Consider the following 23,554-nt stretch of genomic DNA (forward strand, 5'->3'; position numbering starts at 1 on the left):
CGGGCGGCAAGGGCAAGGCCGCGCGTGCGGGCGCCCTGCCCAAGCCGCGCCGCACGCCGCCGCAAGGCCCCGTCCGGCCGGCCGCCACCCCGGCGAAGTTCGAGCTGCGGCACCTGGGCATCGCGCTCAGCTTCCTGCTGGTCGTTGCGATCCCGGTCGTCGTCAGCGCCTGGTATCTGTGGGCCAAGGCCAACGACCAGTATGCCTCCTACCTGGGCTTCTCGGTCCGCAGCGAATCCTCGCCCGCCTCCAGCGAGCTTCTGGGCGGGCTGTCCACGCTGGTCGGCATGACCAGCAGTTCCTCGACCGATACCGACATCCTCTACAAGTTCATCCAGAGCCACGACCTGGTCGAGCGGGTGAACCAGCGCATGGACCTGGCCGAGATCTGGTCCAAGGCCGAGGGCGATCCGGTCTTTGCCTATCGCGGCGGCGGCTCGATGGAGGACCTGCTGAACGAATGGGAACGCAAGGTCCGCGTCTATTACGACGACGGCATGATCGACCTGCGCGTCCTGGCCTTCACGCCCGAGGATTCCCATGCCATCGCCCAGGCGATCCTGGACGAAAGCACCATCCGCATCAACGAGCTGAACGACGTCGCGCGCGAGGATGCGCTGCGCTATGCCCGCCAGGAGCTGGACCAGGCCATCGAGCGGCTGAAGGAAGCGCGCCAGGCGATGACCGAGTTCCGCAACCGCCACCAGCTGGTCGATCCGACCGCCGACGTGCAGGGACAGGTCGGCGTGGTCACCTCGCTGCAGCAGCAGCTGGCCGAGCAGCTGGTCGCGCTGGGGATGCTGCGCGCCAATGCCCAGGCCAACGACCCGCGCATCGAGCAGGGCGAGCTGCGCATCTCGGTGATCCGCGAACAGATCGACGCCGAGCGGTTGAAGTTCGGTTCCGAAACGCCGACCGGCGAAGCCCTGTCCGAGGTGGTCGGCCAGTACGAATCGCTGGCCGTGGACCGGCAATTCGCGGAAAGCAGCTATACCGCCGCGCTGGCCGCCTATGACGCCGCCCGCGCCGAGGCCGTCCGCCAGTCCCGCTATCTGGCCGCCTATGTGCGCCCGACCTTCGCCCAGATCGCCGAATATCCCCAGCGGATGAAGCTGATGGCGATCCTGTCGGGCTTCCTGCTGGTGGTCTGGACCATCGGCGTGCTGATCTTCTACAGCCTGCGCGACCGGCGATGATCCGCCTGGAGAACCTGACCAAGATCTACATGCTGGACGGCCGCCGCAAGGTGGTGGCCGACAATATCAACGCGGTCTTCCCGACCGGCGTGGCCGTCGCGCTGCTGGGCCGCAACGGGGCGGGCAAGTCCTCGATGCTGCGGATGATCTCGGGGGCGATGCTGCCCACCTCGGGGCGGATCCTGTCCAGCGGCACGATCAGCTGGCCGGTGGGCTTCGCCGGCGCCTTCAACGGCGAGCTGACGGGCGAGCAGAACTGCCGCTTCATCGCCCGGCTCTATGGCGTCAATACCGACGAGATGATCGAATTCGTCGAGGATTTCGCCGAGCTGGGCGAACATTTCCGCCTGCCGATCCGCAGCTATTCCTCGGGGATGCGGGCGCGGCTGGCCTTCGGCGTGTCGATGGCGGTGCCCTTCGACACCTATCTGGTCGACGAGGTCTCGGCCGTGGGCGATGCCTCGTTCAAGGCCAAGTCCAATCGTCTCTTCAACGACCGGATGAGCAATGCCGGCGCCATCGTCGTGTCACATTCGCTGAATATGTTGCGCCAGACCTGCCAGGCGGGCGCGGTGCTCGAGAATGGCAGGCTCAGCTACTATCACGAGCTGGAAGAGGCGATCGAGGTGCATATGCAGAACATGGAACAGGCCGGCGCCTGAGGCGCGACAGGCGGGCGGCCGCCCGTGCCTCGGGCCCGCTCTGGCCCTTGTTCCGACTCGATCCTAGACATGTTTCCGGACGTGCAAGGCAACCAAGGGCACAATCATGAAGATCATCGTTCTGGGTGGAGACGGCTTCTGCGGCTGGCCCACCGCATTGCACCTTTCGGCCCGCGGGCACGAGGTCATCATCGTCGACAACCTCTCGCGCCGGAAGATCGATGTGGAGCTGGAGGTCGGCTCGCTGACCCCGATCCGTCCCCTGGGCGAGCGGGTGCGAGCCTGGCACGAGCTGACCGGCCGGACCATCCGCACCGAGGGCTTCACCGTGGGCGAGAACTATCACCGCCTGCTGACCCTGCTGCAGCAGGAACGGCCCGACGCGGTGATCCATTTCGCCGAGCAGCGCGCCGCGCCCTATTCGATGAAATCCAGCTGGCACAAGCGCTATACGGTCAACAACAACCTGAACGCCACCAACGACGTGCTGGCGGCCATCGTGGAATCCGGCCAGGACACCCACCTGCTGCACCTGGGCACCATGGGCGTCTATGGCTATGGCACCGCCGGCATGAAGATCCCCGAGGGTTATCTGAAGGTTACGGTAGATACCTCGAACGGTCCCTGCCAGCAGGAGATCCTCTATCCGGCCAATCCCGGCAGCATCTACCACATGACCAAGACCCAGGATCAGCTGTTCTTCTTCTATTACAACAAGAATGACGGCGTGCGGATCACCGATCTGCACCAGGGCATCGTCTGGGGCACCCAGACCGAGGAGACCCGGATGGACGACCGGCTGATCAACCGTTTCGACTATGACGGCGATTATGGCACGGTGCTGAACCGCTTCCTGATGCAGGCGGCGATCGGCTATCCGCTGACCGTCCACGGCACCGGCGGCCAGACCCGCGCCTTCATCCATATCCAGGACACCTGCCGCTGCATCGAGCTTGCGCTGCTGAACCCGCCGCAGCGGGGCGAGCGGGTGAACATCCTGAACCAGATGACCGAGACCCACCGGATCCGCGACCTGGCGCAGATGATCTCGGACAAGACCGGGGTCGAGGTGGCCATGCTGCCCAACCCGCGCAACGAGGCCGACGAGAACGACCTGCATGTCATCAACGACCGCTTCCTGGGGCTGGGGCTGGAGCCGATCCGGCTGCAGGACGGGTTGCTGGACGAGGTGCAGGAGATCGCCCGGAAATATGCCGATCGCTGCGACCGCTCGAAGATCCCCTGCGTCTCGAAATGGCGCCGGGACTGAAGCGGGATGGCGGCCGGGGTCGGTCGCAACGAGGGGCTATAGCGATTCTGCCGCCTTGGCGCGGTTGCCGCTCTTTTCATCGCGCAGAGTCGCGACGGGGATGAGGTATTGCGATGCTGCCGCTGGGGCAGCGCCGCCGCTTGCCTCGGGCGAAACCGCGCAAGGCCGCGAGGGATCCACGCCGCGGCCGCTGCAAGATAATGGCACCTTCTCGCGCGTTGGCTGGAGACGTGCAACTCGGCGGGCGACTTGCCGCCCGGCGACTCTCGGCATGTCGGGGCCCGCGCCAAGGGGCCGCACGATCCCGCCAGGCACAGCGATGGCAGTGGCGGGATGGTAACTCACCCATCAATTCCGCACAGACGGGTCATTCCCGACCCGGCGATCACGCGCGGCATCGGCCACGCCATCAGCTCTGCACGGACGGGTCATTCCCTGGCCCGGTCGCCCCGACGTCCGAGCCGCGCACCGCAATGGACCGCAAGCCGACCAGGCACGAATTTCCTGAGCCAGTCTTCCTTCGCCCTGGCCGTGCGCCAGACCGGACCTTCCCCGGCCGCCGGCCGGATCGAACGCAGCCCCGCGCGCCAGCTCCGCCTTCCGACGATCCGCCGAAGACCGCGACCCACCCTGCGGCTGATGCGTGACGCGAGGCTCGCCTGACGCTGTGGGACCGACCAACCCGCCCCCGGATCACGAAGACTGCCCGCGTCACCCCCGGCGGCGTTCGATGGCTTCCCAGATCAGCGCGGCGGCGTTGATGCCGTCGAAGCGTTCCAGTTCCTGGATGCCCGTGGGCGAGGTCACGTTGATCTCGGTCAGCCAACCGTCGATGACGTCGATCCCGGTGAAGATCAGCCCCTTCTCGCGCAGGACAGGGCCCAGCCGCGCGCAGATCTCGCGCTCGCGCTCGGTCAGGCCGATCCGCTCGGCCCGCCCGCCGACATGCATGTTCGAGCGCGTCTCGCCCTCCTGCGGGACGCGGTTGATCGCGCCCACCGGCTCGCCATCGACCAGGATGATGCGCTTGTCGCCCCTGACCACGGCGGGCAGGTATTTCTGCGCGATCATCGGCTCGCGGTTGATGCCGGCGAAGGTTTCCAGAAGCGCCGACAGGTTCGGATCGCCCGGCCGCAGGTGAAACACCCCTGCCCCGCCATTGCCGTAAAGCGGCTTCACGATGATCTCGCCATGGCGCTCGCGGAAGCGGCGGAAGGCGGCGGGGTCGCGTGCGATCATCGTCGGCGGGGTCAGATCGGGGAAATCCAGAACCATCAGCTTTTCGGGGCAGTTGCGCACCCAGAACGGGTCGTTGACCACCAGGGTGCCGGGATGGACGCGGTCCAGCAGATGGGTCGAGGTCACATAGGCCATGTCGAAAGGCGGATCCTGGCGCAGCCAGACCACGTCGAAGGCGGTCAGCTCCTTCTCCTCCCACGGGCCGAAGCCGACATGATTGCCCTGTTCCCGCCGCAGGGTGATATCGCGGCCATGCGCGATGACCCGACCCTCGTCATAGCGCAGCTGATCGACGGTATACTGGAACAGCCGATGCCCTCGCGCCTGCGCCTCGAGCCCGATCCGGAAGGTGCTGTCGCCGTCGATCGACACGTGCTCGACCGGATCCATCTGCAATGCGACGTAAAGGCTCATTCCCGAACTCCCCTAGGCTGACCGCCCGCTTGTCGCGCGACAGCCCCGGCGATGCAAGTGGAGCAAGGGATCAGCAGCCGCCAAAGGCGTTTTCGAGGATCTCGATGCGCCCGACACCATCGACCAGCGCCACGTCCATGCGCATCTCGGTCAGCTGGCCGCGCGGCTGCCCGCCGCAGAATTCGCAGGCGGCAAGGCAGATCCGGTTCATCTGTGCCCGCCCCAGGCGTTCGGCGGCAGCGGCATGGCTGACGGATTGCTTCACCTCGACGAAGATGATGCATTCGCCCTGCCGCAGGATCAGGTCGATCTCGCCCGCCCGGCCACGCCAGCGGCGGGCCAGCAATTCATACCCCGCCGAGACATAGCGCGCCAGAACCGCGTCTTCGGCCATTACGCCCGCAAGCTGCGCCATCCGTCCCCGGACGGCGCGGGCGGCGGGCGCCAGGGCGGCCGAATTGTCCCAGCCGTCGATGTCGCGCAGATGCAGTCCCATGATCGTCCCCTGTCCCTGCGGGCGGCCTAGTGCCCGTTGCCTTCATCATCCAGCTTCAGCGCCATCTGATAGACCTCGCGCCGCGCCAGCCCCAGTTCCTGCGCGACCTCGCGCGCCGCGTCCTTCACCGTCATATGCCCAAGCCGCGCCGCCAGCGCCGCCTGGATCGCATCTTCATCGACCTGCACATCGCCTTGCCGGTCAACGAGCAGCACCACCTCGCCCTTCAGCGCCGCCATGCGCGGATCCTGCGCCAGTTCCCCGGCCGTCCCGCGAATGACCTCCTCGAAGCGTTTGGTCAGTTCCCGCGCCACCACTGTAGATCGATTCGCATCAATCTCGCACAATTCTTCCAATGTTTGCTTAACGCGCCTGGGGCTTTCGAACAGGATCAGCGTCGCGTCGATCTTCAGCAGCTCGCGCAGCCATGTGGCGCGCGCGGCGCGGGTGGCGGGGGGGAAGCCCGCGAAGAGGAAGCGGTCGCTCGGCAGGCCCGAGAGGCTCAGCGCGACCAGCGCCGCCGAGGCGCCGGGCAGGGCATGGACGCGCGCGCCGGCCCCGGCGGTGTCGCGGGCCAGGCGATAGCCGGGATCGGCGACCAGCGGCGTGCCCGCATCCGAGGCATAGGCCACGCTCTGCCCCGCTTCCAGCGCCGCGAGGATCGCCGGGCGCTGTCGCTCGGCATTGTGGTCGTGATAGGACAGGATCCTGCGCCCGCGCAGCGGGACGCCGTGGATATCCATCAGGTGGCGCATCACCCGCGTATCCTCGGCCGCCAGCATGTCGGCCGAGTTCAGCACGTCCAGCGCCCGCAGCGTGATGTCGCGCGCCGCGCCGATCGGCGTGGCGACCAGGTAGAGGCCCGGTTCCAGCACCGCCGCCTCGACATGGGCGGAAAGCCGCCGGGCCGGTTCGATGCCGCCCGCCTGCGCCGCGTCCCGTCTTGTCCGATCCGTCATGCCCGGTTCCTTTGCGCCAGAAATCGCCGCCTTCGGCGCGCCACCGCTCGATTGCCAAGCGCGCATGTTGCACATAGGGTGCCCGCGTAACGTCGCAACGGAACGTCACAGCGGGGAAGTTTCACATGTTCGCATTCGCCACAAGCCCGAGACAAGCCACAGCGGAACGCCCGGCCCGGCATCGCGCCCCCGCGCGAACGGAAAGCGGCGCGCAGAGCGGCTGGCGGCGGATGGCGCTGCGGGCGGGTGCGGTGATCTCGGCCTGCCTGCTGGCGGCCTGCGAACCCGGCGGCGGCAGCGGCATCGCCAGCGGCCCGGTCACCGGCCAGCCGATCGATCCGCGCCAGCCGATCCCCGTCGCCCTGCTGGCGCCCGGCGGCAGCGGCTCGGCGGATCTGGAATGGCTGTCGCGCAGCCTCAAGAACGCCGCGCGCATGGCCGCGGCCGACGCCCAGGGGGCAACCATCGACCTGCGCATCTACGATTCGGGCACCAGCGCCGAACAGGCGGTCGCGCAGGCCAATGCGGCGGTCAATGACGGCGCCAAGATCATCCTCGGCCCGCTTTTCGCCGAATCCGCCAATGCGGTCGGCAATGCGGTCAGCGCGCGCAACATCAACGTGCTGTCCTTCTCGAACAATGCCGAGATCGCCGGCGGCAACGTCTTCATCCTGGGCAACAGCTTCGCCAATATCGCCGACAGGCTGGTCGGCTATGGCGTCAGCCAGGGCAAGCGCAACCTCTATGTCGTGGCCGAGGACGACATCGCCGGGCAGCTGGGCGGCCGCGCCATCGAGACCGCCATCGCCCGCAACGGCGCGCGCCTGGCCGGGCGCAGCAACCATTCCGTCTCGGTCAGCGGCATCGACGCGGTGGCGCCGCAGGTGGTCGCGGCGGCGCGATCGGGCCGGGTCGATGCGGTCTTCATGACCGGCAACAACCAGGCCGCCCTGCCCTACCTGGCCGAGAAGCTGACCTCGGCCGGGGTCGATCCGCAGGCCACGCCCTTCATGGGCCTGACCCGCTGGGACGAACCCGCCACCCGCCTGCGGATGCCGCAGCTGCAGAACGGCTGGTTCGCGATCCCCGACCAGAGCCTGCGCGGCCAGTTCCAGGCCCGCTATCGCGCCGCCCATGGCGAGGCGCCGCACGAGCTGGCCTCGCTGGCCTATGACGGCATCGCGGCCATCGCCTCGCTGGCGCGGGCGGGCAAGCGCGATGCGCTGCAAAGCAGCGGGCTGACCCAGCGCACCGGCTTTGCCGGGGTCGGCGGCGTCTTCCGCTTCCGCCCCGACGGCACCGCCGAGCGCGGCCTGGCCGTGGCCACGATCCGCGGCGGCCAGGTCGTGGTGCTGGACCCGGCGCCCAGTGGCTTCCGCGGCTTCGGTTTCTGAACCTGACGGCATGGGCAGCGACATGAACACGACCACCGCCCCGGCAGCGTCCGGGGCGTCTGCCTTCGACGCCGGGACGCTTCTGCCGGCGCTGGAGGCCCGCATCGCCGATCTGGACGAGCCGCGCGAGATCCGCGCCGCCACCGTCGCCCTGCTGGCCGAGGCCCGCGCCCGCGAGATGGCCGCGATCGAGGCGCGCTTCGCCACCCATCCCCGCGCCGCGCGCGAGACCGTGCGCGCCATCGCGACCCTGACCGACGCGATCGTCACCGCCGTCCACCACGTCGCCACGACCCGGCTGCATCCGCAAAGCGGCATCTCGGAGGCCGAGCGGCTGGCGGTGCTGGCCGTCGGCGGCTATGGCCGGGCCGAGATGGCGCCGGCCTCGGACGTGGACCTGCTGTTCCTGACGCCCTGGAAGATCACCGCCTGGGCCGAGAGCGTGGTCGAATCCATGCTCTACATGATGTGGGACCTGAAGCTGAAGATCGGCCATTCGATCCGCAGCGTCGACGACTGCCTGCGGCTGGGGGCCGAGGACATGACCATCCGCACCTCGCTGGTCGAACACCGGCTGGTCGCCGGCCATGCGCCGCTGGCGGCGGAACTGCGCGACCGGCTGTGGAGCGAGCTTTTCGCGAAATCCATCCCCGAATTCATCGAGGCCAAGCTGCAGGAACGCGCCGCCCGCCACCAGCGCCAGGGCGGCCAGCGCTATGTGCTGGAGCCCAATGTGAAAGAGGGCAAGGGCGGCCTGCGCGACCTGCAGACGCTCTACTGGATTGCGAAATACATCCACCGGGTCGACCGCGCGCAGGAACTGGTCGATCTGGGCGTCTTCACCCGCGACGAGCATCTGGCCTTCTGGCAGGCCGAGGATTTCCTCTGGGCCGTGCGCTGCCACCTGCACCTGATCGCGGGCCGGCCGGTCGACATCCTGTCCTTCGACATGCAGGTCGAAGTCGCCCGCCGCATGGGCTATGACGACAGCAACGCCCGGCGCGGGGTGGAATATTTCATGCAGGACTACTTCCTCCACGCCACCCGCGTGGGCGAGCTGACCCGCGTCTTCCTGACCGAGCTGGAATCGCGCCATGTCCGCACCGCGCCCTTCCTGGGCCGCCTGTTCCGCCGCCGCCGCAAGCTGCGGCCGGGCTTCGCCGACCTGCGCGGCCGGCTGGCCATCGCGGATGACGCCGAATTCCTGAAGAACCCGCTGAACATCCTGCGCCTGTTCGAGGAGGCGCTGCGCACCGGCATCCTGATCCACCCCGACGCGATGCGCCTGGTCGCCTCGCATCTGGATCTGATCGACGACGAGATGCGCGCCAGCCCCGAGGCGACGCGGATCTTCATGGACCTGCTGTTGAAGCACGGCAATCCCGAACGCAGCCTGCGCCGCATGAACGAGCTGGGCGTGCTGGCCGCCTTCATCCCGGAATTCGAGCCGGTCGTGGCGATGATGCAGTTCAACGTCTATCACCATTACACGGTGGACGAGCATCTGATCCAATGCGTCGCCGCCCTGGCCGAGATCGAGCGGGGCGAGCATCCCGAGGACCTGCCGCTGTCCAGCGAGATCATGGCGACGAACATCAACCGCCGCGTGCTGTACCTGGCGACGCTTCTGCACGACATCGGCAAGGGCCGGCCCGAGGATCACTCGATCCTGGGCGCCCATATCGCGCGGCGCATCGCCCTCCGCTTCGGCTTTGCGCAGGACGAGGTGGACACGGTCGAATGGCTGGTACGCAACCACCTGCTGATGTCGGACGTAGCGCAGAAGCGCGACATTTCCGACCCGCGCACGCTGCGCGACTTCGCCAAGGCGGTGAAGACCCGCAGGCGGCTGGACATGCTGCTGGTGCTGACCGTCTGCGACATTCGCGGCGTGGGCCCCGGCACCTGGAACAACTGGAAGGCGGCGCTGCTGCGCAAGCTCTACCAGGAAACCGCCGCGGCGCTGGAGAACGGGCTGGAGGAGCTGAACCGCGACCGCCGCCAGGCCGAGGCGAAACGCTCGCTGCGCCACCTGCTGGTCGCGCGCGGCTGGGAGGCCCGCACGATCCGCAACGAAAGCGCCCGCCATTACGACAATTACTGGAGCGGGCTGCCGACCGAGACCCATGCCGTCTTCGCCGAGCTGCTGCGCGAGATCGGCCCCGACGAGATCCGCATCGACCTGCATCCCGACCTGGACCGCGATGCGACCCGCGCGGCCTTCGTGCTGGCCGACCATCCCGGCATCTTCTCGCGCCTGGCGGGGGCGCTGACGCTGATGGGCGCCAATGTGGTCGACGCCCGCACCTATACGACGCGCGACGGCTATGCCACGGCCGCCTTCTGGGTCCAGGACGCCGAGGGCCGCCCCTTCGCCGAGGATCGCCTGCCGCGCCTGCGCCAGACCATCCTGCGCACCCTGAAGGGCGAGATCGTCGCCCGAGAGGCCTTCGCCACCCGCGACAAGCCCAAGAAGCGCAACCGCGAATTCCGCTTTCCGACCCATATCAGCTTCGACAACGACGGCAGCGACATCTACACCATCATCGAGGTCGACACGCGCGACCGTCCGGGCCTGCTCTACGACCTGACCCGGACCATGGCGGCCAACCACATCCAGATCGTCAGCGCGGTGATCGCGACCTTCGGGGCGCAGGTGGTGGACAGCTTCTATGTCAAGGACATGTTCGGGCTGAAGCTGCACAGCGCCTCGAAGCGCGAGACGCTGGAGCGCAAGCTGCGCAAGGCGATCGCCGACGGCGTGAAGCGGGCAGAGGAATAGGCAAGGCGATGAAACCGGGACTGATGCGCGGATTCCTCTCTGTGGGGGCCTGGACCTTCCTGTCGCGGCTGACCGGCTTTCTGCGCGACATCCTGATGGCCCGGTGGCTGGGCACGGGCGGCATGGCCGACGCCTTCATCGTCGCCCTGGCGCTGCCCAACATGTTCCGCCGCTTCTTCGCGGAAGGCGCCTTCAACACCGCCTTCGTGCCGATGTTCTCGAAGAAGCTGGAGGACCGCGCCGACGCGCAGCGCTTCGCGAACGAGGCGTTTTCGGGCCTGTTCGCGGTGGTGCTAATCCTGTCGGCCGTGGCGATGATCTCCATGCCGCTGCTGGTCTGGCTGATGGCCTCGGGCTATGCGGGGGATGAACGTTTCGGGATGGCGGTCGAATACGGGCGCATCACCTTTCCCTATATCCTGCTGATCTCGATGGCCTCGATGATCTCGGGGGTGCTGAACGCCAATGGCCGCTTCACCGCCGCCGCCGCCGCGCCGGTGCTGCTGAACCTGCTGTTCCTGGCGGCGATGGGGCTGGCGAAATGGCAGGGCTGGGACATCGGCCTGGCGCTGGCCTGGGCCACGCCGCTGACCGGCATCGCCCAGCTTGGCCTGGTCTGGTGGGACGCGCATCGCACCGGCTGGAGCTTTCGGCCGCGCCGCCCGCGCCTGACGCCCGACATGCGCCGGCTGCTGGCCATCGCCCTGCCCGCGGCCTTCGCGGGCGGCGTGGTGCAGATCAACCTGCTGGTCGGCCGCCAGGTCGGCAGCCATTTCGAGGGCGCGAATTCCTGGCTCTATTACTCGGACCGACTCTACCAGCTGCCGCTCGGCATCGTCGGCGCGGCGGTGGCGGTGGTGCTGCTGCCCGAACTCGCCCGCCGCCTGCGGGCCGAGGATCACGCCGGCGGCCAGTCCGCCTATAACCGCGCCACGGAATTCGCGCTGTTTCTGACCCTGCCCGCCGCCTTCGCCATCGCGATCATCGCCCAGCCGATGGTCTCGACCCTGTTCGAGCGCGGCGAATTCACCGCCCATGACACCGCCCAGACCGCGAAGGCGCTGATGGTCTATGCCCTGGGCCTGCCGGCCTTCGTGCTGCAGAAGATCCTGCAGCCGCTCTATTTCGCGCGCGAGGATACGCGCACCCCGTTCCGCTTCGCGCTGTGGTCGATGCTGGTCAATGCGGCCGTGGCCTTCGGGCTGATGCCCTTCATCGGCTTTTTGGCCGCCGCCATCGGCACGACGCTTGCCGCCTGGACGATGGTGGCGCAGCTCTGGTGGGGCACGCGGTCCATGGGCCAGGCCGCCCGCGCCGATGCCCGCCTGCGCCGCACCGCGCCGCGCATCACGCTGGCGGCGGCGCTGATGGCCGCCGCCCTGTGGCTGATGCTGGGCTGGCTGCACGGCACCGGCATCGGCCGCATCCCGGAACTGGCGATCCTGGTCTTCGGCGGCGCCGCGATCTATTTCGCCCTCAGCTTCGCCACCGGCGCCTACCGCCTCTCCGAACTGAAGGCCGCGATCCGCCGCAGATGACGACCCCCAAGCCCCTCGCACTCCTTCCAAATACCTCGGGGTCGCCGGATGGTGCGCCACTGGTTCAAGAACCAGCCGGCGACGGGGGCAGCGCCCCCACCGCTCCCCCGGACGACTTCACCGCCGCCGGATCTGCCGCAGCACCCGCGCCACCCCGCCATCGACCAGCACGAAGCTCAGCCCGAAGCCGGTGACGAAACCGGCGATCTCGGCCACCCAGCCATAGCCCATGCCGCCGAACAGGATCGCGAAGCTCAGCTGGAACAGCATCAGGATGCCGATCAGCGTGAAGGCCCGCAGCCGGTTCTCGTGCAGTTCCTCCAGCCGGGTCCACAGCACGAAGGTGAAGGCGCCGATCAGCCCGTAGACCGCCGGATAGCCGCCGATCAGCGGCGCCGCCCGCCCCGGCAGCCAGGCCGACAGCGCGGTATAGACCAGCGCGCCGCCGATGGCCGAGCCGAAGAACAGCACCGCCAGCGCCACCGGCCGGAACAGCCGCGCCACCATGTTCCCCAGCGCCAGCAGGAAGACCAGCACGAACAGCGCATGGGTCAGCGACATATGCACGAAGGGATAGGTCAAGAGCCGCAGCGCCGCGCGCGCGTCGACCTCGCCGCGCAGGACCATGCGCTGCAGCATCTCGGGCGCGAAGGCGCTCTGCTGCATGCCCGACAGCCGCAGCCCGATCCCGTCGGCACCGCCCAGCAGGCCGAGCTGCCCCAGCGCGAAGACGGCTTCCGAGGCGACGATCGGCAGGGCCAGCAGCCAGACCACCGGCGGCAGCGGATTGATCGGCGCCTCGTGCGTGCGGTGATTCATCGGTTTTCCTTCCCGGTTGCGATCCATGCGGCCAAGGGCTAAGCCAAGCGCGATCGAATTCCAAGCAGGCCGGACATGAGCGAGACCAGCAAGACCCGTTTCACCCCCCGCATCTTCTCGGGCATCCAGCCCTCGGGCGGGCTGACGCTCGGCAACTATCTCGGCGCGCTGAAACGCTTTGCCGCGCTTCAGGGCCAGGGGGCCGAGACCATCTACTGCCTGGTCGACCTGCACGCGATCACCGTCTGGCAGGAGCCCGAGACCCTGCGCCGCAACATCCGCGAGGCGGCGGCGGCCTTCATGGCCTCGGGCGTGGACCCCGCGCAGTCGATCCTGTTCAACCAGAGCCAGGTTTCGGCCCATGCCGAAATGGCCTGGCTGTTCAACACCGTGGCGCGCGTGGGCTGGATGTACCGGATGACCCAGTTCAAGGACAAGGCCGGCAAGAACAGCGAAAATGTCAGCCTCGGGCTCCTGGCCTATCCGGCGCTGATGGCGGCCGACATCCTGACCTACCAGGCCACCGCCGTGCCGGTGGGCGAGGACCAGAAGCAGCACCTGGAACTGACCCGCGACATCGCCGCCAAGTTCAACCACGATTACGGCGTCGAACATTTCCCGCTGACCGAACCGCTGATCGAGGGCGTCGCGACCCGCGTCATGTCGCTGCGCGACGGCTCGAAGAAAATGTCGAAATCCGATCCCTCGGATGCCAGCCGCATCAACCTGACCGACGACGCGGACGCGATCGCCCAGAAGATCCGCAAGGCCCGCACCGATGCCGATCCGCTGCCCGGCAGCATCGAGGGGCTGAAGGACCGCCCCGAGGCCCGCAACTTGGTCAATATCCACGCCGCCCTGTCGGACCAGACCCCCGACCAGGTGCTGGCGCAATACGAAGGCCAGGGCTTCGGCGCCTTCAAGCCGGCGCTGGCCGAGCTGGCCGTCGCCACGCTGGCCCCCATCAACCGCAGGATGGCCGAATTCATGGCCGACCCGGCGGAAATCGACCGCATCCTGGGCCAGGGCGCGCAGCGCGCCGATCAGATCGCGACCCCGATCCTCGATCGCACCAAGGAGATCATGGGCCTCTTGCGCTCGCGCCCCTGACCCCGCAGCCCTCCCCGGCCGCGCCCCCGGCCCCCGACCCGTCGCGCCGCGCCGCTTCTTCGTTGCCCAAATACCCCTGCCCCGGCGCCAACCGGCACGACGGCCCATTGACGCGCGCCCGCCGCTGGTCCATCCCCCCGTCCATGCTGCGCATCAGTGACATCTCGTATTCCATCCAGGGCCGGCCGCTCTTCGAGCAGGCCTCGGCCAGCATTCCCGACGGCCACAAGGTCGGTCTCGTCGGCCCCAACGGCGCGGGCAAGACGACGCTGTTTCGGCTGATCCGGGGCGAACTGAGCCTCGATTCCGGCGACATCGCCCTGCCCGCGCGCGCCCGCATCGGCGGCGTCGCGCAAGAGGCGCAAGCCACCGGCCAGTCGGTCCTCGACACGGTGCTGGCCGCCGACCAGGAACGCGCCGCGCTCTTGACGGAAAGCCAGACCGCCGCCGATCCCCACCGCATCGCCGAGATCCAGACCCGGCTGGCCGATATCGACGCCTGGTCGGCCGAGGCGCGGGCCGCCTCGATCCTCGACGGGCTGGGCTTTTCCACCGCCGACCAGGCGCGGCCGACCAGCGATTTCTCGGGCGGCTGGCGGATGCGGGTGGCGCTGGCCGGCGTGCTGTTCTCGCGCCCCGACCTGCTGCTTCTGGACGAGCCGACGAACTACCTGGACCTGGAGGGCGCGCTGTGGCTGGAAACCTATCTGGCGCGCTATCCGCATACGGTCATCATCATCAGCCACGACCGCGACCTGCTCAATCGGGCGGTGGGCCATATCCTGCATCTCGAGGACCGCAAGCTGACGCTCTATACCGGCGGCTATGACGATTTCGCCCGGATGCGGGCCGAGAAACGCGCGCTGCTGGCCTCCGAGGCGAAGAAGCAGACCGAGCGCCGCGCCCATCTGCAAAGCTTCGTCGACCGCTTCCGCGCCAAGGCGACCAAGGCGCGCCAGGCCCAGGCCCGCATCAAGATGCTGGCGAAGATGGAGCCGATCACCGCACCGCAAGACGCCAAGCTGCACCGGTTCAGCTTTCCCCAGCCGGAACAGCTGTCGCCGCCGATCCTGGCGCTGGACGGGGTCTCGGTCGGCTATGGCAGCCGCGCGGTGCTGAACCGGCTGACCCTGCGCATCGACCAGGACGACCGCATCGCGCTGCTGGGCCGCAACGGCCAGGGCAAGTCCACCCTGTCGAAACTGCTGGCAGAAAGGCTGGCGGCGATGGAGGGGCGCGTCACCCGGTCCTCGAAGCTGCGGGTGGGCTATTTCGCCCAGCACCAGGTCGATGAGCTGCACCTGGACGAGACGCCCCTGGACCATGTCCGCCGCCTTCGCCCCGACGAGGCGCCCGCCAAGCTGCGCGCCCGGCTGGCCGGCTTCGGGCTGATGGAGGCGCAGGCGGAAACCAAGGTGGCCCGGCTTTCCGGCGGGCAGAAGGCGCGGCTGTCGCTGTTGATCGCGACCATCGACGCGCCGCATCTCTTGGTCCTGGACGAGCCGACCAACCACCTGGACATCGAAAGCCGCGAGGCCCTGTCCGAGGCGCTGAACGACTATACCGGCGCCGTGGTCCTGGTCAGCCACGACATGCATCTGCTGGGCCTGGTCGCGGACCGGCTGTGGCTGGTCAACGAGGGCGCGGTCACCGCCTATGAGGGCGACCTGGACGATTACCGCCGCTTCCTGCTGACCGGCGAGAACGGCGCCCGGACGGCAGAGAAGCCCGCCGCGGCTGCGAAACCCGCCACCCGCCGCCCCGCCCCCCATCGTCCGGCCCGCGACGAATTGCTGGCCCTGCGGGCCGAGGCGCGCCGCGCCGAGGAACGGGTGCAGAAACTGGCCGAGATGCTGGAAAAGCTGGATGTGAAACTGGCCGACCCGATGGTCTACCAGAACGCCGCCGAGGCCGAGAAATGGGGCCGCAAACATGCCGAGGCGCTGGAGGCGATGTCGCGGGCCGAGGATATCTGGATGAACGCGCTGGAAAACCTGGAACTGGCCGAAAAGGACTGAAGCTCCGACTGTTGCGCGAATACCCGTCGCGCCGCCAAACCGTTCCTGGTGGGAATTCCACGGTTGTCCTGTCCCGGCCATCGGCCTAGTCAACCGCAACCCCGTCACCCAGATCCCGGTCCGATTCGATGTTGAAACATGCGCTTGCCCTGCTTCTTCTGGCGACACCCCTGCAGGCGCAGGATTTCGGCCTGCTGGGCGGCAGCCGCGACCTGACCTTCGACATGGGCGTCGGCGCCAGCTATCGGCCGGTCTATCCCGGCGCCGACAGCAATGACGTGGCGCCTTGGCTGATCCTGCGCAACGGCAACCGGGGCGATGCCGGGGCGGGCGACACGCAGGGCTTTTCCTTCCTGCCCTCGCTGCGCATGATCGGCGAGCGGGACGAGAGCGACGATGCCAGCCTTGCCGGCATGGGCGATATCGACCGCGCCTACGAGGTCGGCGGCAGCGTCCGCTACGGCATCGGGCCGGTGACCGCCTATGGCACGCTGCGCAAGGGCTTCGGCGGCCATCACGGCGTGACGGGCGAGGTCGGGCTGCGCCATCGCCTCGATGTCAGCGATCGCCTGACGCTGTGGAGCAGCCTGTTCGCGGGCTATGGCGATTCCGACTATTCGCAGACCTATTTCGGGATCTCGCCGGAACAGGCCGCGAATTCGGGCCGCGCCGAATACAGCCCCGGCGGCGGCATCAACTCTGCCGTCGCCCGGCTGGAGGCGCGCTATGCCCTCACCGATTCGATCGCGCTTCTGGGCGAGCTGCAATATGGCCGCCTGGTCGGCGATGCGGGCGATTCTCCGATCGTGCAGGACAAGGACCAGCCCATCGTCCGCCTGGGCGTGGTGCGGAGATTTTCCTTCGGCTTCTGATCGCCTGGCAGGTCCGGCCGCGATGCGTTCCCGCCACGCCGTTGCGCGGCGGGCGAGCAGATTATTTTGAACCTGAAATGATTTCTTGACTCGGCCCGGCCTGTTGGTGCGTTCTAGGGGGAAAGGCATCACGACACGCCGCGGGCAACGCGGCCTTTCGCCAACAGGAAGGCACCCATGACCCAATCTCGCACGATCCTTGCCCTGCTTGCCGCCTCGACCTGCCTTGCCGGTCCTGCCGCCGCGCAGGATGACGACACGCTGACCATCGGGCTTCTGCTGACGCTCTCCGGCCCCTCGGCCGTGCTGGGCGAGATGGCGCGCGACGGCTTCCAGCTGGCGGCCGAGGAGATCGGCGACATCGGCGGCATGACGACCCGCATCATCGTCGTCGATGACGAGCTGAAGCCCGATGTCGCCACCAACAAGGCGCGCGAGCTGGTCCAGCGCAATGGCGCGGATATCGTGGTCGGGCCGATCTTTTCCAACATCATGGGCGCCATCGCCAAGCCGGTGGTGGATTCGGGCGCGATCCTGATCAGCCCCAATGCCGGGCCTTCGGTCTTCGCCGGGGCGGAATGCCACCGCAACATCTTCGCGACCTCGTATCAGAACGACCAGATGCACGAGGTGATGGGCGCCTATGCGCAGGCCCAGGGCTTCGACAACGTCTTCCTGCTGGCGCCGAACTATCAGGCGGGCAAGGACGCGCTGGCGGGCTTCCGCCACAGCTATGAAGGCGGCGTCGCGGGCGAGATCTTCACCCAGCTGGGCCAGCTGGACTATTCGGCCGAGCTGGCGCAGATCGCCGCTATGCAGCCCGATGCGGTCTTCGCCTTCATGCCCGGCGGCATGGGCGTGAACCTGGTGCGGCAATACCGCCAGGCGGGGCTGGAGACGATCCCCTTCCTGTCGGCCTTCACGGTGGACGAATCAACCCTGCCCGCCCAGCAGGACGCGGCGGTCAGCTTCCTGGGCGGCTCGAACTGGGCGCCCGATCTTGACACGCCGGAAAACAAGGCCTTCGTCGAGGCTTACGAAGCAAAGTTCAACCAGGTTCCAGCCGTCTATGCGATGCAGGCCTATGACGCGGCCCGGCTGATCGACGCGGCGGTGCGCGAGGCCGGCGGCGTGGCCGACCGCGATGCGCTGATCGCCGCGCTGGAGCAGGCGCCCTTCACCTCGGTCCGGGGCGATTTCAGCTTCGGCCCCAACCATTTCCCGATCCAGGACTTCTACCTGACCGAGGTGGTCAAGCGCGAGGACGGAAAATTCGCCACCTCGATCGTCGAGAAGATCTTCGAGGATTATCAGGACAGCTATGTCGGCGATTGCCAGATGGACTGATCCGGGCAGGCGCGGCCCCACGGGCCGCGCCGCCACGGGCCTGACGCCATGACCAGCCTCTTCCTGCTTCAGCTTCTCAACGGGGTGCAGTTCGGCATCCTGCTGTTCCTGATCGCCGCCGGCCTGACGCTGGTCTTCGGGATCATGGATTTCGTGAACCTGGCCCATGGCGTGATCTACATGGTGGGCGCCTATCTGGCCGTCAGCTTCACCCAGATGACCGGCAGCTACGGGCTGGGCCTGCTGCTGACCCTGCCCGCCACGCTGCTGATCGGGCTGGTGCTGGAGCTGCTGGTCTTCCGAAGGCTCTACGACCGGCCGCATCTGGACCAGGTGCTGGCGACCTTCGGGCTGGTCATGATCGTCACCGAGGGCGTGCAGATCATCTGGGGCGCCGCGCCGCTGTCGGTCGCCATGCCCGAGGCCCTGTCGGGCTCGATCCCGCTGATCGGGCAGATGCGCTATCCGGTGTTCCGGCTGGTGGTGATCGGCGCGGGGCTGGCCACGGCGCTGGGGCTCTACCTGATCATCGGCCATACGCGGATCGGGATGCGGCTGCGGGCCGGGGCGACCAGCCGGGCCATGGTCTCGGCGCTGGGGGTCGACATCCACAAGCTGTTCACGGTGATCTTCGCCTTCGGGGCGATGCTGGCAGGCTTTGCGGGCGCGATGGTCGCGCCGATCCTGACCGTCGATCCGGGCATGGGCGAGCAGGTGCTGATCCTGGCCTTCGTGGTCATCGTGATCGGCGGCATCGGCTCGGTCCGCGGCGCCTTCGCGGGGGCGCTGCTGGTGGGGATCGTGGACACGATGGGGCGCAGCTTCGGGCCGATCCTCTTGCGGCTGGTGATGGAGCCCGCCGCCGCCGGCCAGGCCGGCCGGGTGCTGGCGCCGATGCTGGTCTATATCCTGATGGCCGCGATCCTGGCCGCGCGCCCGACCGGCCTCTTCGGACAGAAGACATGAGCCGCCTGATGACCCGCAGAAACGCCGCGCTGCTGCTGTTTTCGGGCTTCGCGCTGCTGCCCTTCGTGGCCACGATGCTGGGCGACAGCTATCTGGTGGTGATCGCGACCCGCATCCTGGGCTTCGCCATCGCCGCGCTGGCCCTGGACCTGATCCTCGGCTATGGCGGCATGGTCAGCTTCGGCCACGCCGCCTATGTCGGCATCGGCGCCTATTCGGTCGCCATCCTCAGCCGCGCGGGCATCACCGATCTGGGCGCGCATCTGCTGGCCGGGATCGCGGGGGCGGTGCTGTTCGCGCTGGTCACCGGGGCGATCTCGCTGCGCACGCGCGGCATCTATTTCATCATGATCACCCTGGCCTTCGCGCAGATGGCGTTCTTCTTCTTCGTGTCGCTGTCGGCCTATGGCGGCGATGACGGGGTGACGCTGCGGGCACGCTCGACCCTGCTGGGCCGCCCGCTGCTGGAGGACGACCGCACGCTCTACTACGTCACGCTGGCGATCCTGGTCGCGCTCTACCTGCTGGCGGTGGCGATCACCCGGTCGCGTTTCGGCCGGGTGCTGACCGGGGCGCGCGAAAACCCGGTCAGGATGCAGGCCATCGGGTTTTCGCCCTTCCGCTATCAGCTGACGGCCTTCGTCATCTCGGGGGCGATGGCCTCGGTCGCGGGGGTGATGCTGGCCAACCAGACCGGCTTCGTCTCGCCCGCCTTCATGAACTGGCATGTCTCGGGCGAGCTGGTGGTGATGGTCGTGCTTGGCGGCATCGGCAACCTGCTGGGCGCGGTGGCGGGCGCGACCATCGCGCTGCTGCTGGAGGAATGGCTGGGCCTGCTGACTGAACATTGGCGGCTGCTGTTCGGGTTGATCCTGGTGGTCATCGTGCTGGCCTCTCGCGACGGGGTCAGCGGGCTGTTCAGGCGGAGGGACCGGCCATGAACATCCTGGAGGTCCGCGGGCTGCGCAAGGCCTACGGCGCGCTGAAGGTGACGGACGATCTGGACCTGACGGTCCGGGAAGGCACGCTCCATGCCATCATCGGCCCGAACGGCGCCGGCAAGTCGACGCTGATCGCGCAGCTTTCCGGACAGGCGGGATCGGATGCGGGCTCGGTCCGCTTCGCCGGGGCCGAGATGATGGGCCAGCCGATGCACAGGCGGGTGCGGGCGGGCATGTCGCGCAGCTTCCAGATCACCTCGATCCTGCCGGGCTTCACCGCGCTGGAGAACGTGGCGGTGGCCGTGCAGGCACGCGCCGGCCACAGCTTTAGCTTCTTCGCCCCGGTCGCCGGCGAGGCCGCGCTGAACGAGGCCGCGATGGAGGCCTTGGCGCGGGTCGGCATCCAGGATCGCGCCCATGTCCGCGCGGCCAGCCTGTCGCATGGCGAGAAGCGCCAGCTGGAACTGGCCATCGCCCTGGCGACCCGGCCCCGGCTTCTGCTGCTGGACGAGCCGCTGGCCGGCACTTCCGGGCAGGAGGCCGAGCGGCTGATCGGCGTCATGCGCGCGCTGAAGGGGTCGCTGACGCTGGTGCTGATCGAGCATGACATGGATGCGGTCTTCGCCCTGGCCGACCGGATCAGCGTGCTGGTCTATGGCCGGATCATCGCCACCGGCAGCCCGGCCGAGATCCGCGGCGACCCGCAGGTCCGCGCCGCCTATCTGGGCGAGGAAACCGCCGGGGAGGAGCCGTGATGCTGAAGGTCGAGGCGTTGCAGGCCGCCTATGGCGAAAGCCGGGTCCTGTTCGACATCAACCTGCATGTGGACCGCGGCGAGGTCGTCACGCTGATGGGCCGCAACGGCATGGGCAAGACCACGACCGTCCGCACGATCTTCGGGCTTCTGCGGGCGCGCGGCGGCTGGGTGCAGGTGGACGGGACCGATCTGACCAATGCCGCGCCGCACCGGATCGCGCGGGCCGGGCTGGGGCTGGTGCCCGAGGGGCGGCAGGTCTTTCCGACGCTGGACGTGCGCGAGAACCTGGTCGCCATGGCCCGCCCCGGCGCCTGGACCATGCCCCGCGTGCTGGAGCTGTTCCCGCGCCTGGGCGAGCGGCTGGGCCACAAGGGCAACCAGCTGTCGGGGGGCGAGCAGCAGATGCTGGCCATCGGCCGGGCGCTGATGACCAATCCGCGCCTGCTGGTGCTGGACGAGGCCACCGAGGGACTGGCGCCGCTGATCCGCGACGAGATCTGGGCCTGCCTGGGGGCGCTGAAGGCGCAGGGGGAATCGATCCTGATCATCGACAAGAATGTCGACGCGCTCGGCCGCCTTGCCGACCGCCATGTGGTGATCGAGAAGGGCCGCACGGTCTGGACCGGCGACAGCCGCGCCCTGCGCGACAGCCCCGAGATCACGGAACGCTTCCTGCATGTCTGACCCGGCGGGTCCGCTCAGTCGAAGCGGATCACCTGCCGGATCGCCTGTCCCGCCGCCAGCCGCTCGAAGCCCTCGTTGATCTGGTCCAGCCGCAGCTCATGCGTCACCAGCCGCTCGATCGGCAATTGCCCCGACATCATCATGGCGGCGAAGCGCGGAATGTCGCGCATCGGCACGCAGGATCCCATATAGCTGCCGCGCAGGGTCTTTTCGTTCGCGGTCAGGCTGACGGCGGGCAGGCTGAGCCGTGCCTGCGGATTGGGCAGGCCCGCCGTGACCACCGTGCCGCCCCGGCGCGCGGCCTCATAGGCGAATTCCAGCGCCGGCACCGCCCCGGCCAGTTCCACCGCCAGATCGACGCCGCCGCCGCTGATCTCGCGCAGCGCCTCCAGCGCGCCCGGCTCCTTGGGGTTGATCGCATGGGTCGCGCCCAGCTCGCGGGCGGTGGCCAGCTTGTCCTCGGCCAGGTCGACGGCGATGACCTGCCGCGCCCCCGCCGCCACCGCGCCCAGCAGCGCCGCCAGACCGACGCCGCCCAGGCCGATCACCGCGCAGCTCTGCCCCGCGCGCAACCCCCCGGTATTCAGCACCGCGCCCACGCCGGTCAGCACCGCGCAGCCCAGCAGCGCCGCCCGGTCCAGCGGCACCGCGCGGTCGATCTTCACGCAAGAGGCTTCCGAGACCACCGCATGGCCGGCAAAGCCCGAGACGCCGATATGATGGTCCAGCACCGCCTCGCCGCGCCGGATGCGCTTCGCGCCCGAGATCAGCGTGCCCTGCCCCGCCGCCACGGCCGCCGGCTCGCACAGCGCCGGGCGGCCCTCGGCGCAGGGCAGGCAATGGCCGCAAGAGGGCGCGAAGACCAGCACGACGTGATCGCCGGGCCGGAAGCGCGTGACATGGGGGCCGGTGGCCTCGACCACGCCGGCGGCCTCGTGGCCCAGGACCAGCGGCACCGCGCGGGGCCGGTCGCCATTGATGACCGACAGGTCGGAATGGCACAGCCCCGCCGCCGCGATGCGGACCAGCAATTCGCCCGGACCGGGATCCTCCAGCTCGACCTCGGCGATCTCCAGCGGCCGGCTGTCGCCATAGGGCCGCGCGCGCCCGATCTCTGCCAGAACGGCCGCCCTTGTCCGCATGATCTGCCTCCCGTTTCTCGTTGCCGGCCAGCCTCGGCGCCGCGCCGCCGGCTGTCAAGCGCCCGCCGCCCCTAGCGCGTCAGCCGGGCGATCAGCGAGGAGGTGTCCCAGCGCCCGCCGCCCATGCCCTGCACCTCCTTGTAGAACTGGTCGACCAGCGCGGTCACCGGGAGGGCCGCCCCGACCTCGTCCGCGGCGGCCAGGCAGATCGCCAGGTCCTTGCGCATCCAGTCCACCGCGAAGCCGAAATCGAAGCGCCCCTCGGCCATGGTCTTGTGGCGATTGGCCATCTGCCAGCTTCCGGCGGCGCCCTGGCTGATGACCTCGACCACGGCATCGGCATCCAGCCCCGCCTTCTGCGCGAAGGCCAGCGATTCCGACAGCGCCTGCACCAGCCCGGCAATGGCGATCTGGTTGCACATCTTGGTCATCTGCCCCGCGCCCACATCGCCGATGCGCCGGCAGATCCGGGCATAGGCCGCGACCACCGCCTCGGCCCGGTCATATTCCGCCGCATCGCCGCCGCACATGACCGACAGCTGCCCGCCCTCCGCGCCCGCCTGCCCGCCCGAGACCGGCGCATCGACATAGCCCAGCCCGGCACTGCGCGCGATCTCGGCCAGCTCGCGGGTGACGGCGGCCGAAACCGTGGTGTGATCGACGAAGACCGCGCCCCTGTCCATGCCCGCGAAGGCGCCGTCCGGGCCCAGGCAGACTTGGCGCAAATCGTCGTCATTGCCGACGCAGGCCATGACGAATTCCGCGCCCGCCGCCGCCTCGCGCGGGGTCGGGGCATGGCGGCCCCCGTGTTCGGCCACCCAGGCCTCGGCCTTGGCGGCGCTGCGGTTGTAGACCGTCACCTCATGGCCCGCGCGGGCCAGATGCCCCGCCATCGGATAGCCCATCACACCAAGCCCCAGAAACGCAAGTTTCGCCATCATGTCCTCT

At 68.7% G+C, this 23,554-nt stretch carries 20 protein-coding genes; 14 read left to right on the top strand and 6 right to left on the bottom strand.

Annotated elements, in window-relative coordinates; all coding sequences use genetic code 11:
- The 3 genes from C9E82_RS14800 to C9E82_RS14810 form a co-directional block, all read left to right on the top strand.
- A partial coding sequence (locus C9E82_RS14800; RefSeq protein ID WP_342354325.1) for a hypothetical protein occupies positions 1 to 1,196 on the top strand: 1,196 nt, incomplete at its 5' end.
- On the top strand, positions 1,193 to 1,858 hold the full coding sequence (locus C9E82_RS14805) for an ABC transporter ATP-binding protein (RefSeq protein ID WP_119898393.1): 666 nt from the start codon (positions 1,193 to 1,195) through the stop codon (positions 1,856 to 1,858). The genes C9E82_RS14800 and C9E82_RS14805, both read left to right, overlap by 4 nt.
- Before the next feature lie 106 nt (positions 1,859 to 1,964).
- Positions 1,965 to 3,128: an NAD-dependent epimerase/dehydratase family protein gene (locus C9E82_RS14810; RefSeq protein WP_119898392.1), complete on the top strand. Its 1,164-nt coding sequence runs from the start codon at positions 1,965 to 1,967 to the stop codon at positions 3,126 to 3,128.
- 711 nt (positions 3,129 to 3,839) lie between these two features.
- On the opposite strand, the gene gshB is transcribed toward C9E82_RS14810, so the two are convergent.
- From gshB to rsmI, 3 genes are all read right to left on the bottom strand, one after another.
- Complete coding sequence (gshB, locus tag C9E82_RS14815; protein ID WP_119898391.1) at positions 3,840 to 4,781, bottom strand: glutathione synthase; 942 nt, start codon at positions 4,779 to 4,781, stop codon at positions 3,840 to 3,842.
- A 70-nt stretch (positions 4,782 to 4,851) separates the two neighbouring features.
- Positions 4,852 to 5,196: a YraN family protein gene (locus tag C9E82_RS14820; RefSeq protein WP_240643556.1), complete on the bottom strand. Its 345-nt coding sequence runs from the start codon at positions 5,194 to 5,196 to the stop codon at positions 4,852 to 4,854.
- Between the two features lie 107 nt (positions 5,197 to 5,303).
- Entirely contained in the window at positions 5,304 to 6,236 is a 933-nt protein-coding gene (gene rsmI, locus C9E82_RS14825; RefSeq protein ID WP_119898389.1) for a 16S rRNA (cytidine(1402)-2'-O)-methyltransferase, read from the bottom strand.
- A 230-nt stretch (positions 6,237 to 6,466) separates the two neighbouring features.
- On the opposite strand from rsmI, the gene C9E82_RS14830 reads away from it, so the two are divergent.
- From C9E82_RS14830 to murJ, 3 genes are read left to right on the top strand one after another with little or no spacing between them, the layout of a single operon-like run.
- Entirely contained in the window at positions 6,467 to 7,630 is a 1,164-nt protein-coding gene (locus C9E82_RS14830) for a penicillin-binding protein activator (protein WP_119898388.1), read from the top strand.
- 22 nt (positions 7,631 to 7,652) lie between these two features.
- Positions 7,653 to 10,412, top strand: a complete 2,760-nt coding sequence (locus tag C9E82_RS14835) for a [protein-PII] uridylyltransferase (protein WP_240643554.1) — start codon at positions 7,653 to 7,655, stop codon at positions 10,410 to 10,412.
- Between the two features lie 8 nt (positions 10,413 to 10,420).
- Complete coding sequence (gene murJ, locus C9E82_RS14840) at positions 10,421 to 11,950, top strand: murein biosynthesis integral membrane protein MurJ (protein ID WP_119898386.1); 1,530 nt, start codon at positions 10,421 to 10,423, stop codon at positions 11,948 to 11,950.
- Positions 11,951 to 12,067: 117 nt separating this feature from the next.
- On the opposite strand, the gene C9E82_RS14845 is transcribed toward murJ, so the two are convergent.
- A complete protein-coding gene (locus tag C9E82_RS14845; RefSeq protein WP_119898385.1) occupies positions 12,068 to 12,769 on the bottom strand; it encodes a rhomboid family intramembrane serine protease in 702 nt (233 codons plus the stop codon).
- 75 nt (positions 12,770 to 12,844) lie between these two features.
- Here C9E82_RS14845 and trpS point away from each other — a divergent pair, with 75 nt between their 5' ends.
- The 8 genes from trpS (at position 12,845) to C9E82_RS14885 (ending at position 21,464) form a co-directional block, all read left to right on the top strand.
- Entirely contained in the window at positions 12,845 to 13,879 is a 1,035-nt protein-coding gene (trpS, locus tag C9E82_RS14850; RefSeq protein WP_119898384.1) for a tryptophan--tRNA ligase, read from the top strand.
- A 143-nt stretch (positions 13,880 to 14,022) separates the two neighbouring features.
- On the top strand, positions 14,023 to 15,897 hold the full coding sequence (locus tag C9E82_RS14855; RefSeq protein ID WP_122449313.1) for an ABC-F family ATP-binding cassette domain-containing protein: 1,875 nt from the start codon (positions 14,023 to 14,025) through the stop codon (positions 15,895 to 15,897).
- A 128-nt stretch (positions 15,898 to 16,025) separates the two neighbouring features.
- Positions 16,026 to 16,769 carry a MipA/OmpV family protein gene (locus C9E82_RS14860; RefSeq protein WP_119900492.1) on the top strand — a complete coding sequence of 248 codons (744 nt, stop codon included), beginning with the start codon at positions 16,026 to 16,028 and terminating at the stop codon, positions 16,767 to 16,769.
- Positions 16,770 to 16,946: 177 nt separating this feature from the next.
- Positions 16,947 to 18,116, top strand: coding sequence for an ABC transporter substrate-binding protein (locus C9E82_RS14865; protein ID WP_119900491.1), 1,170 nt, complete (start codon positions 16,947 to 16,949; stop codon positions 18,114 to 18,116).
- A 48-nt stretch (positions 18,117 to 18,164) separates the two neighbouring features.
- Positions 18,165 to 19,082, top strand: a complete 918-nt coding sequence (locus C9E82_RS14870; protein ID WP_119900490.1) for a branched-chain amino acid ABC transporter permease — start codon at positions 18,165 to 18,167, stop codon at positions 19,080 to 19,082.
- An 8-nt stretch (positions 19,083 to 19,090) separates the two neighbouring features.
- Complete coding sequence (locus tag C9E82_RS14875) at positions 19,091 to 20,023, top strand: branched-chain amino acid ABC transporter permease (protein ID WP_240643666.1); 933 nt, start codon at positions 19,091 to 19,093, stop codon at positions 20,021 to 20,023.
- Entirely contained in the window at positions 20,020 to 20,778 is a 759-nt protein-coding gene (locus C9E82_RS14880; RefSeq protein ID WP_119900488.1) for an ABC transporter ATP-binding protein, read from the top strand. Before C9E82_RS14875 ends, C9E82_RS14880 begins: the two co-directional genes overlap by 4 nt.
- Positions 20,778 to 21,464 carry an ABC transporter ATP-binding protein gene (locus tag C9E82_RS14885; protein ID WP_119900487.1) on the top strand — a complete coding sequence of 229 codons (687 nt, stop codon included), beginning with the start codon at positions 20,778 to 20,780 and terminating at the stop codon, positions 21,462 to 21,464. The genes C9E82_RS14880 and C9E82_RS14885 overlap by 1 nt, the downstream gene beginning before the upstream one ends.
- 14 nt (positions 21,465 to 21,478) lie before the next feature.
- On the opposite strand, the gene C9E82_RS14890 is transcribed toward C9E82_RS14885, so the two are convergent.
- Positions 21,479 to 22,606: a zinc-dependent alcohol dehydrogenase family protein gene (locus C9E82_RS14890; RefSeq protein ID WP_119900486.1), complete on the bottom strand. Its 1,128-nt coding sequence runs from the start codon at positions 22,604 to 22,606 to the stop codon at positions 21,479 to 21,481.
- Between the two features lie 71 nt (positions 22,607 to 22,677).
- Entirely contained in the window at positions 22,678 to 23,544 is an 867-nt protein-coding gene (locus tag C9E82_RS14895) for an NAD(P)-dependent oxidoreductase (protein ID WP_119900494.1), read from the bottom strand.
- Positions 23,545 to 23,554 lie beyond the last annotated feature (10 nt).

The organism is Paracoccus sigandri, from assembly GCF_003709565.1.
In the GTDB taxonomy this organism is placed as follows: Bacteria; Pseudomonadota; Alphaproteobacteria; order Rhodobacterales; family Rhodobacteraceae; genus Paracoccus; species Paracoccus siganidrum.

Excerpts from the sequence above, each read along its gene's own strand:
- C9E82_RS14805 (WP_119898393.1), top strand. The coding sequence starts at position 1,193 with ATGATCCGCCTGGAGAACCTGACCAAGATCTACATGCTGGACGGCCGC.
- C9E82_RS14810 (WP_119898392.1), top strand. The coding sequence starts at position 1,965 with ATGAAGATCATCGTTCTGGGTGGAGACGGCTTCTGCGGCTGGCCCACC.
- gshB (WP_119898391.1), bottom strand. The coding sequence starts at position 4,781 with ATGAGCCTTTACGTCGCATTGCAGATGGATCCGGTCGAGCACGTGTCG.
- C9E82_RS14820 (WP_240643556.1), bottom strand. The coding sequence starts at position 5,196 with ATGGCGCAGCTTGCGGGCGTAATGGCCGAAGACGCGGTTCTGGCGCGC.
- rsmI (WP_119898389.1), bottom strand. The coding sequence starts at position 6,236 with ATGACGGATCGGACAAGACGGGACGCGGCGCAGGCGGGCGGCATCGAA.
- C9E82_RS14830 (WP_119898388.1), top strand. The coding sequence starts at position 6,467 with ATGGCGCTGCGGGCGGGTGCGGTGATCTCGGCCTGCCTGCTGGCGGCC.
- C9E82_RS14835 (WP_240643554.1), top strand. The coding sequence starts at position 7,653 with ATGAACACGACCACCGCCCCGGCAGCGTCCGGGGCGTCTGCCTTCGAC.
- murJ (WP_119898386.1), top strand. The coding sequence starts at position 10,421 with ATGAAACCGGGACTGATGCGCGGATTCCTCTCTGTGGGGGCCTGGACC.
- C9E82_RS14845 (WP_119898385.1), bottom strand. The coding sequence starts at position 12,769 with ATGAATCACCGCACGCACGAGGCGCCGATCAATCCGCTGCCGCCGGTG.
- trpS (WP_119898384.1), top strand. The coding sequence starts at position 12,845 with ATGAGCGAGACCAGCAAGACCCGTTTCACCCCCCGCATCTTCTCGGGC.
- C9E82_RS14855 (WP_122449313.1), top strand. The coding sequence starts at position 14,023 with ATGCTGCGCATCAGTGACATCTCGTATTCCATCCAGGGCCGGCCGCTC.
- C9E82_RS14860 (WP_119900492.1), top strand. The coding sequence starts at position 16,026 with ATGTTGAAACATGCGCTTGCCCTGCTTCTTCTGGCGACACCCCTGCAG.
- C9E82_RS14865 (WP_119900491.1), top strand. The coding sequence starts at position 16,947 with ATGACCCAATCTCGCACGATCCTTGCCCTGCTTGCCGCCTCGACCTGC.
- C9E82_RS14870 (WP_119900490.1), top strand. The coding sequence starts at position 18,165 with ATGACCAGCCTCTTCCTGCTTCAGCTTCTCAACGGGGTGCAGTTCGGC.
- C9E82_RS14875 (WP_240643666.1), top strand. The coding sequence starts at position 19,091 with ATGACCCGCAGAAACGCCGCGCTGCTGCTGTTTTCGGGCTTCGCGCTG.
- C9E82_RS14880 (WP_119900488.1), top strand. The coding sequence starts at position 20,020 with ATGAACATCCTGGAGGTCCGCGGGCTGCGCAAGGCCTACGGCGCGCTG.
- C9E82_RS14885 (WP_119900487.1), top strand. The coding sequence starts at position 20,778 with ATGCTGAAGGTCGAGGCGTTGCAGGCCGCCTATGGCGAAAGCCGGGTC.
- C9E82_RS14890 (WP_119900486.1), bottom strand. The coding sequence starts at position 22,606 with ATGCGGACAAGGGCGGCCGTTCTGGCAGAGATCGGGCGCGCGCGGCCC.
- C9E82_RS14895 (WP_119900494.1), bottom strand. The coding sequence starts at position 23,544 with ATGGCGAAACTTGCGTTTCTGGGGCTTGGTGTGATGGGCTATCCGATG.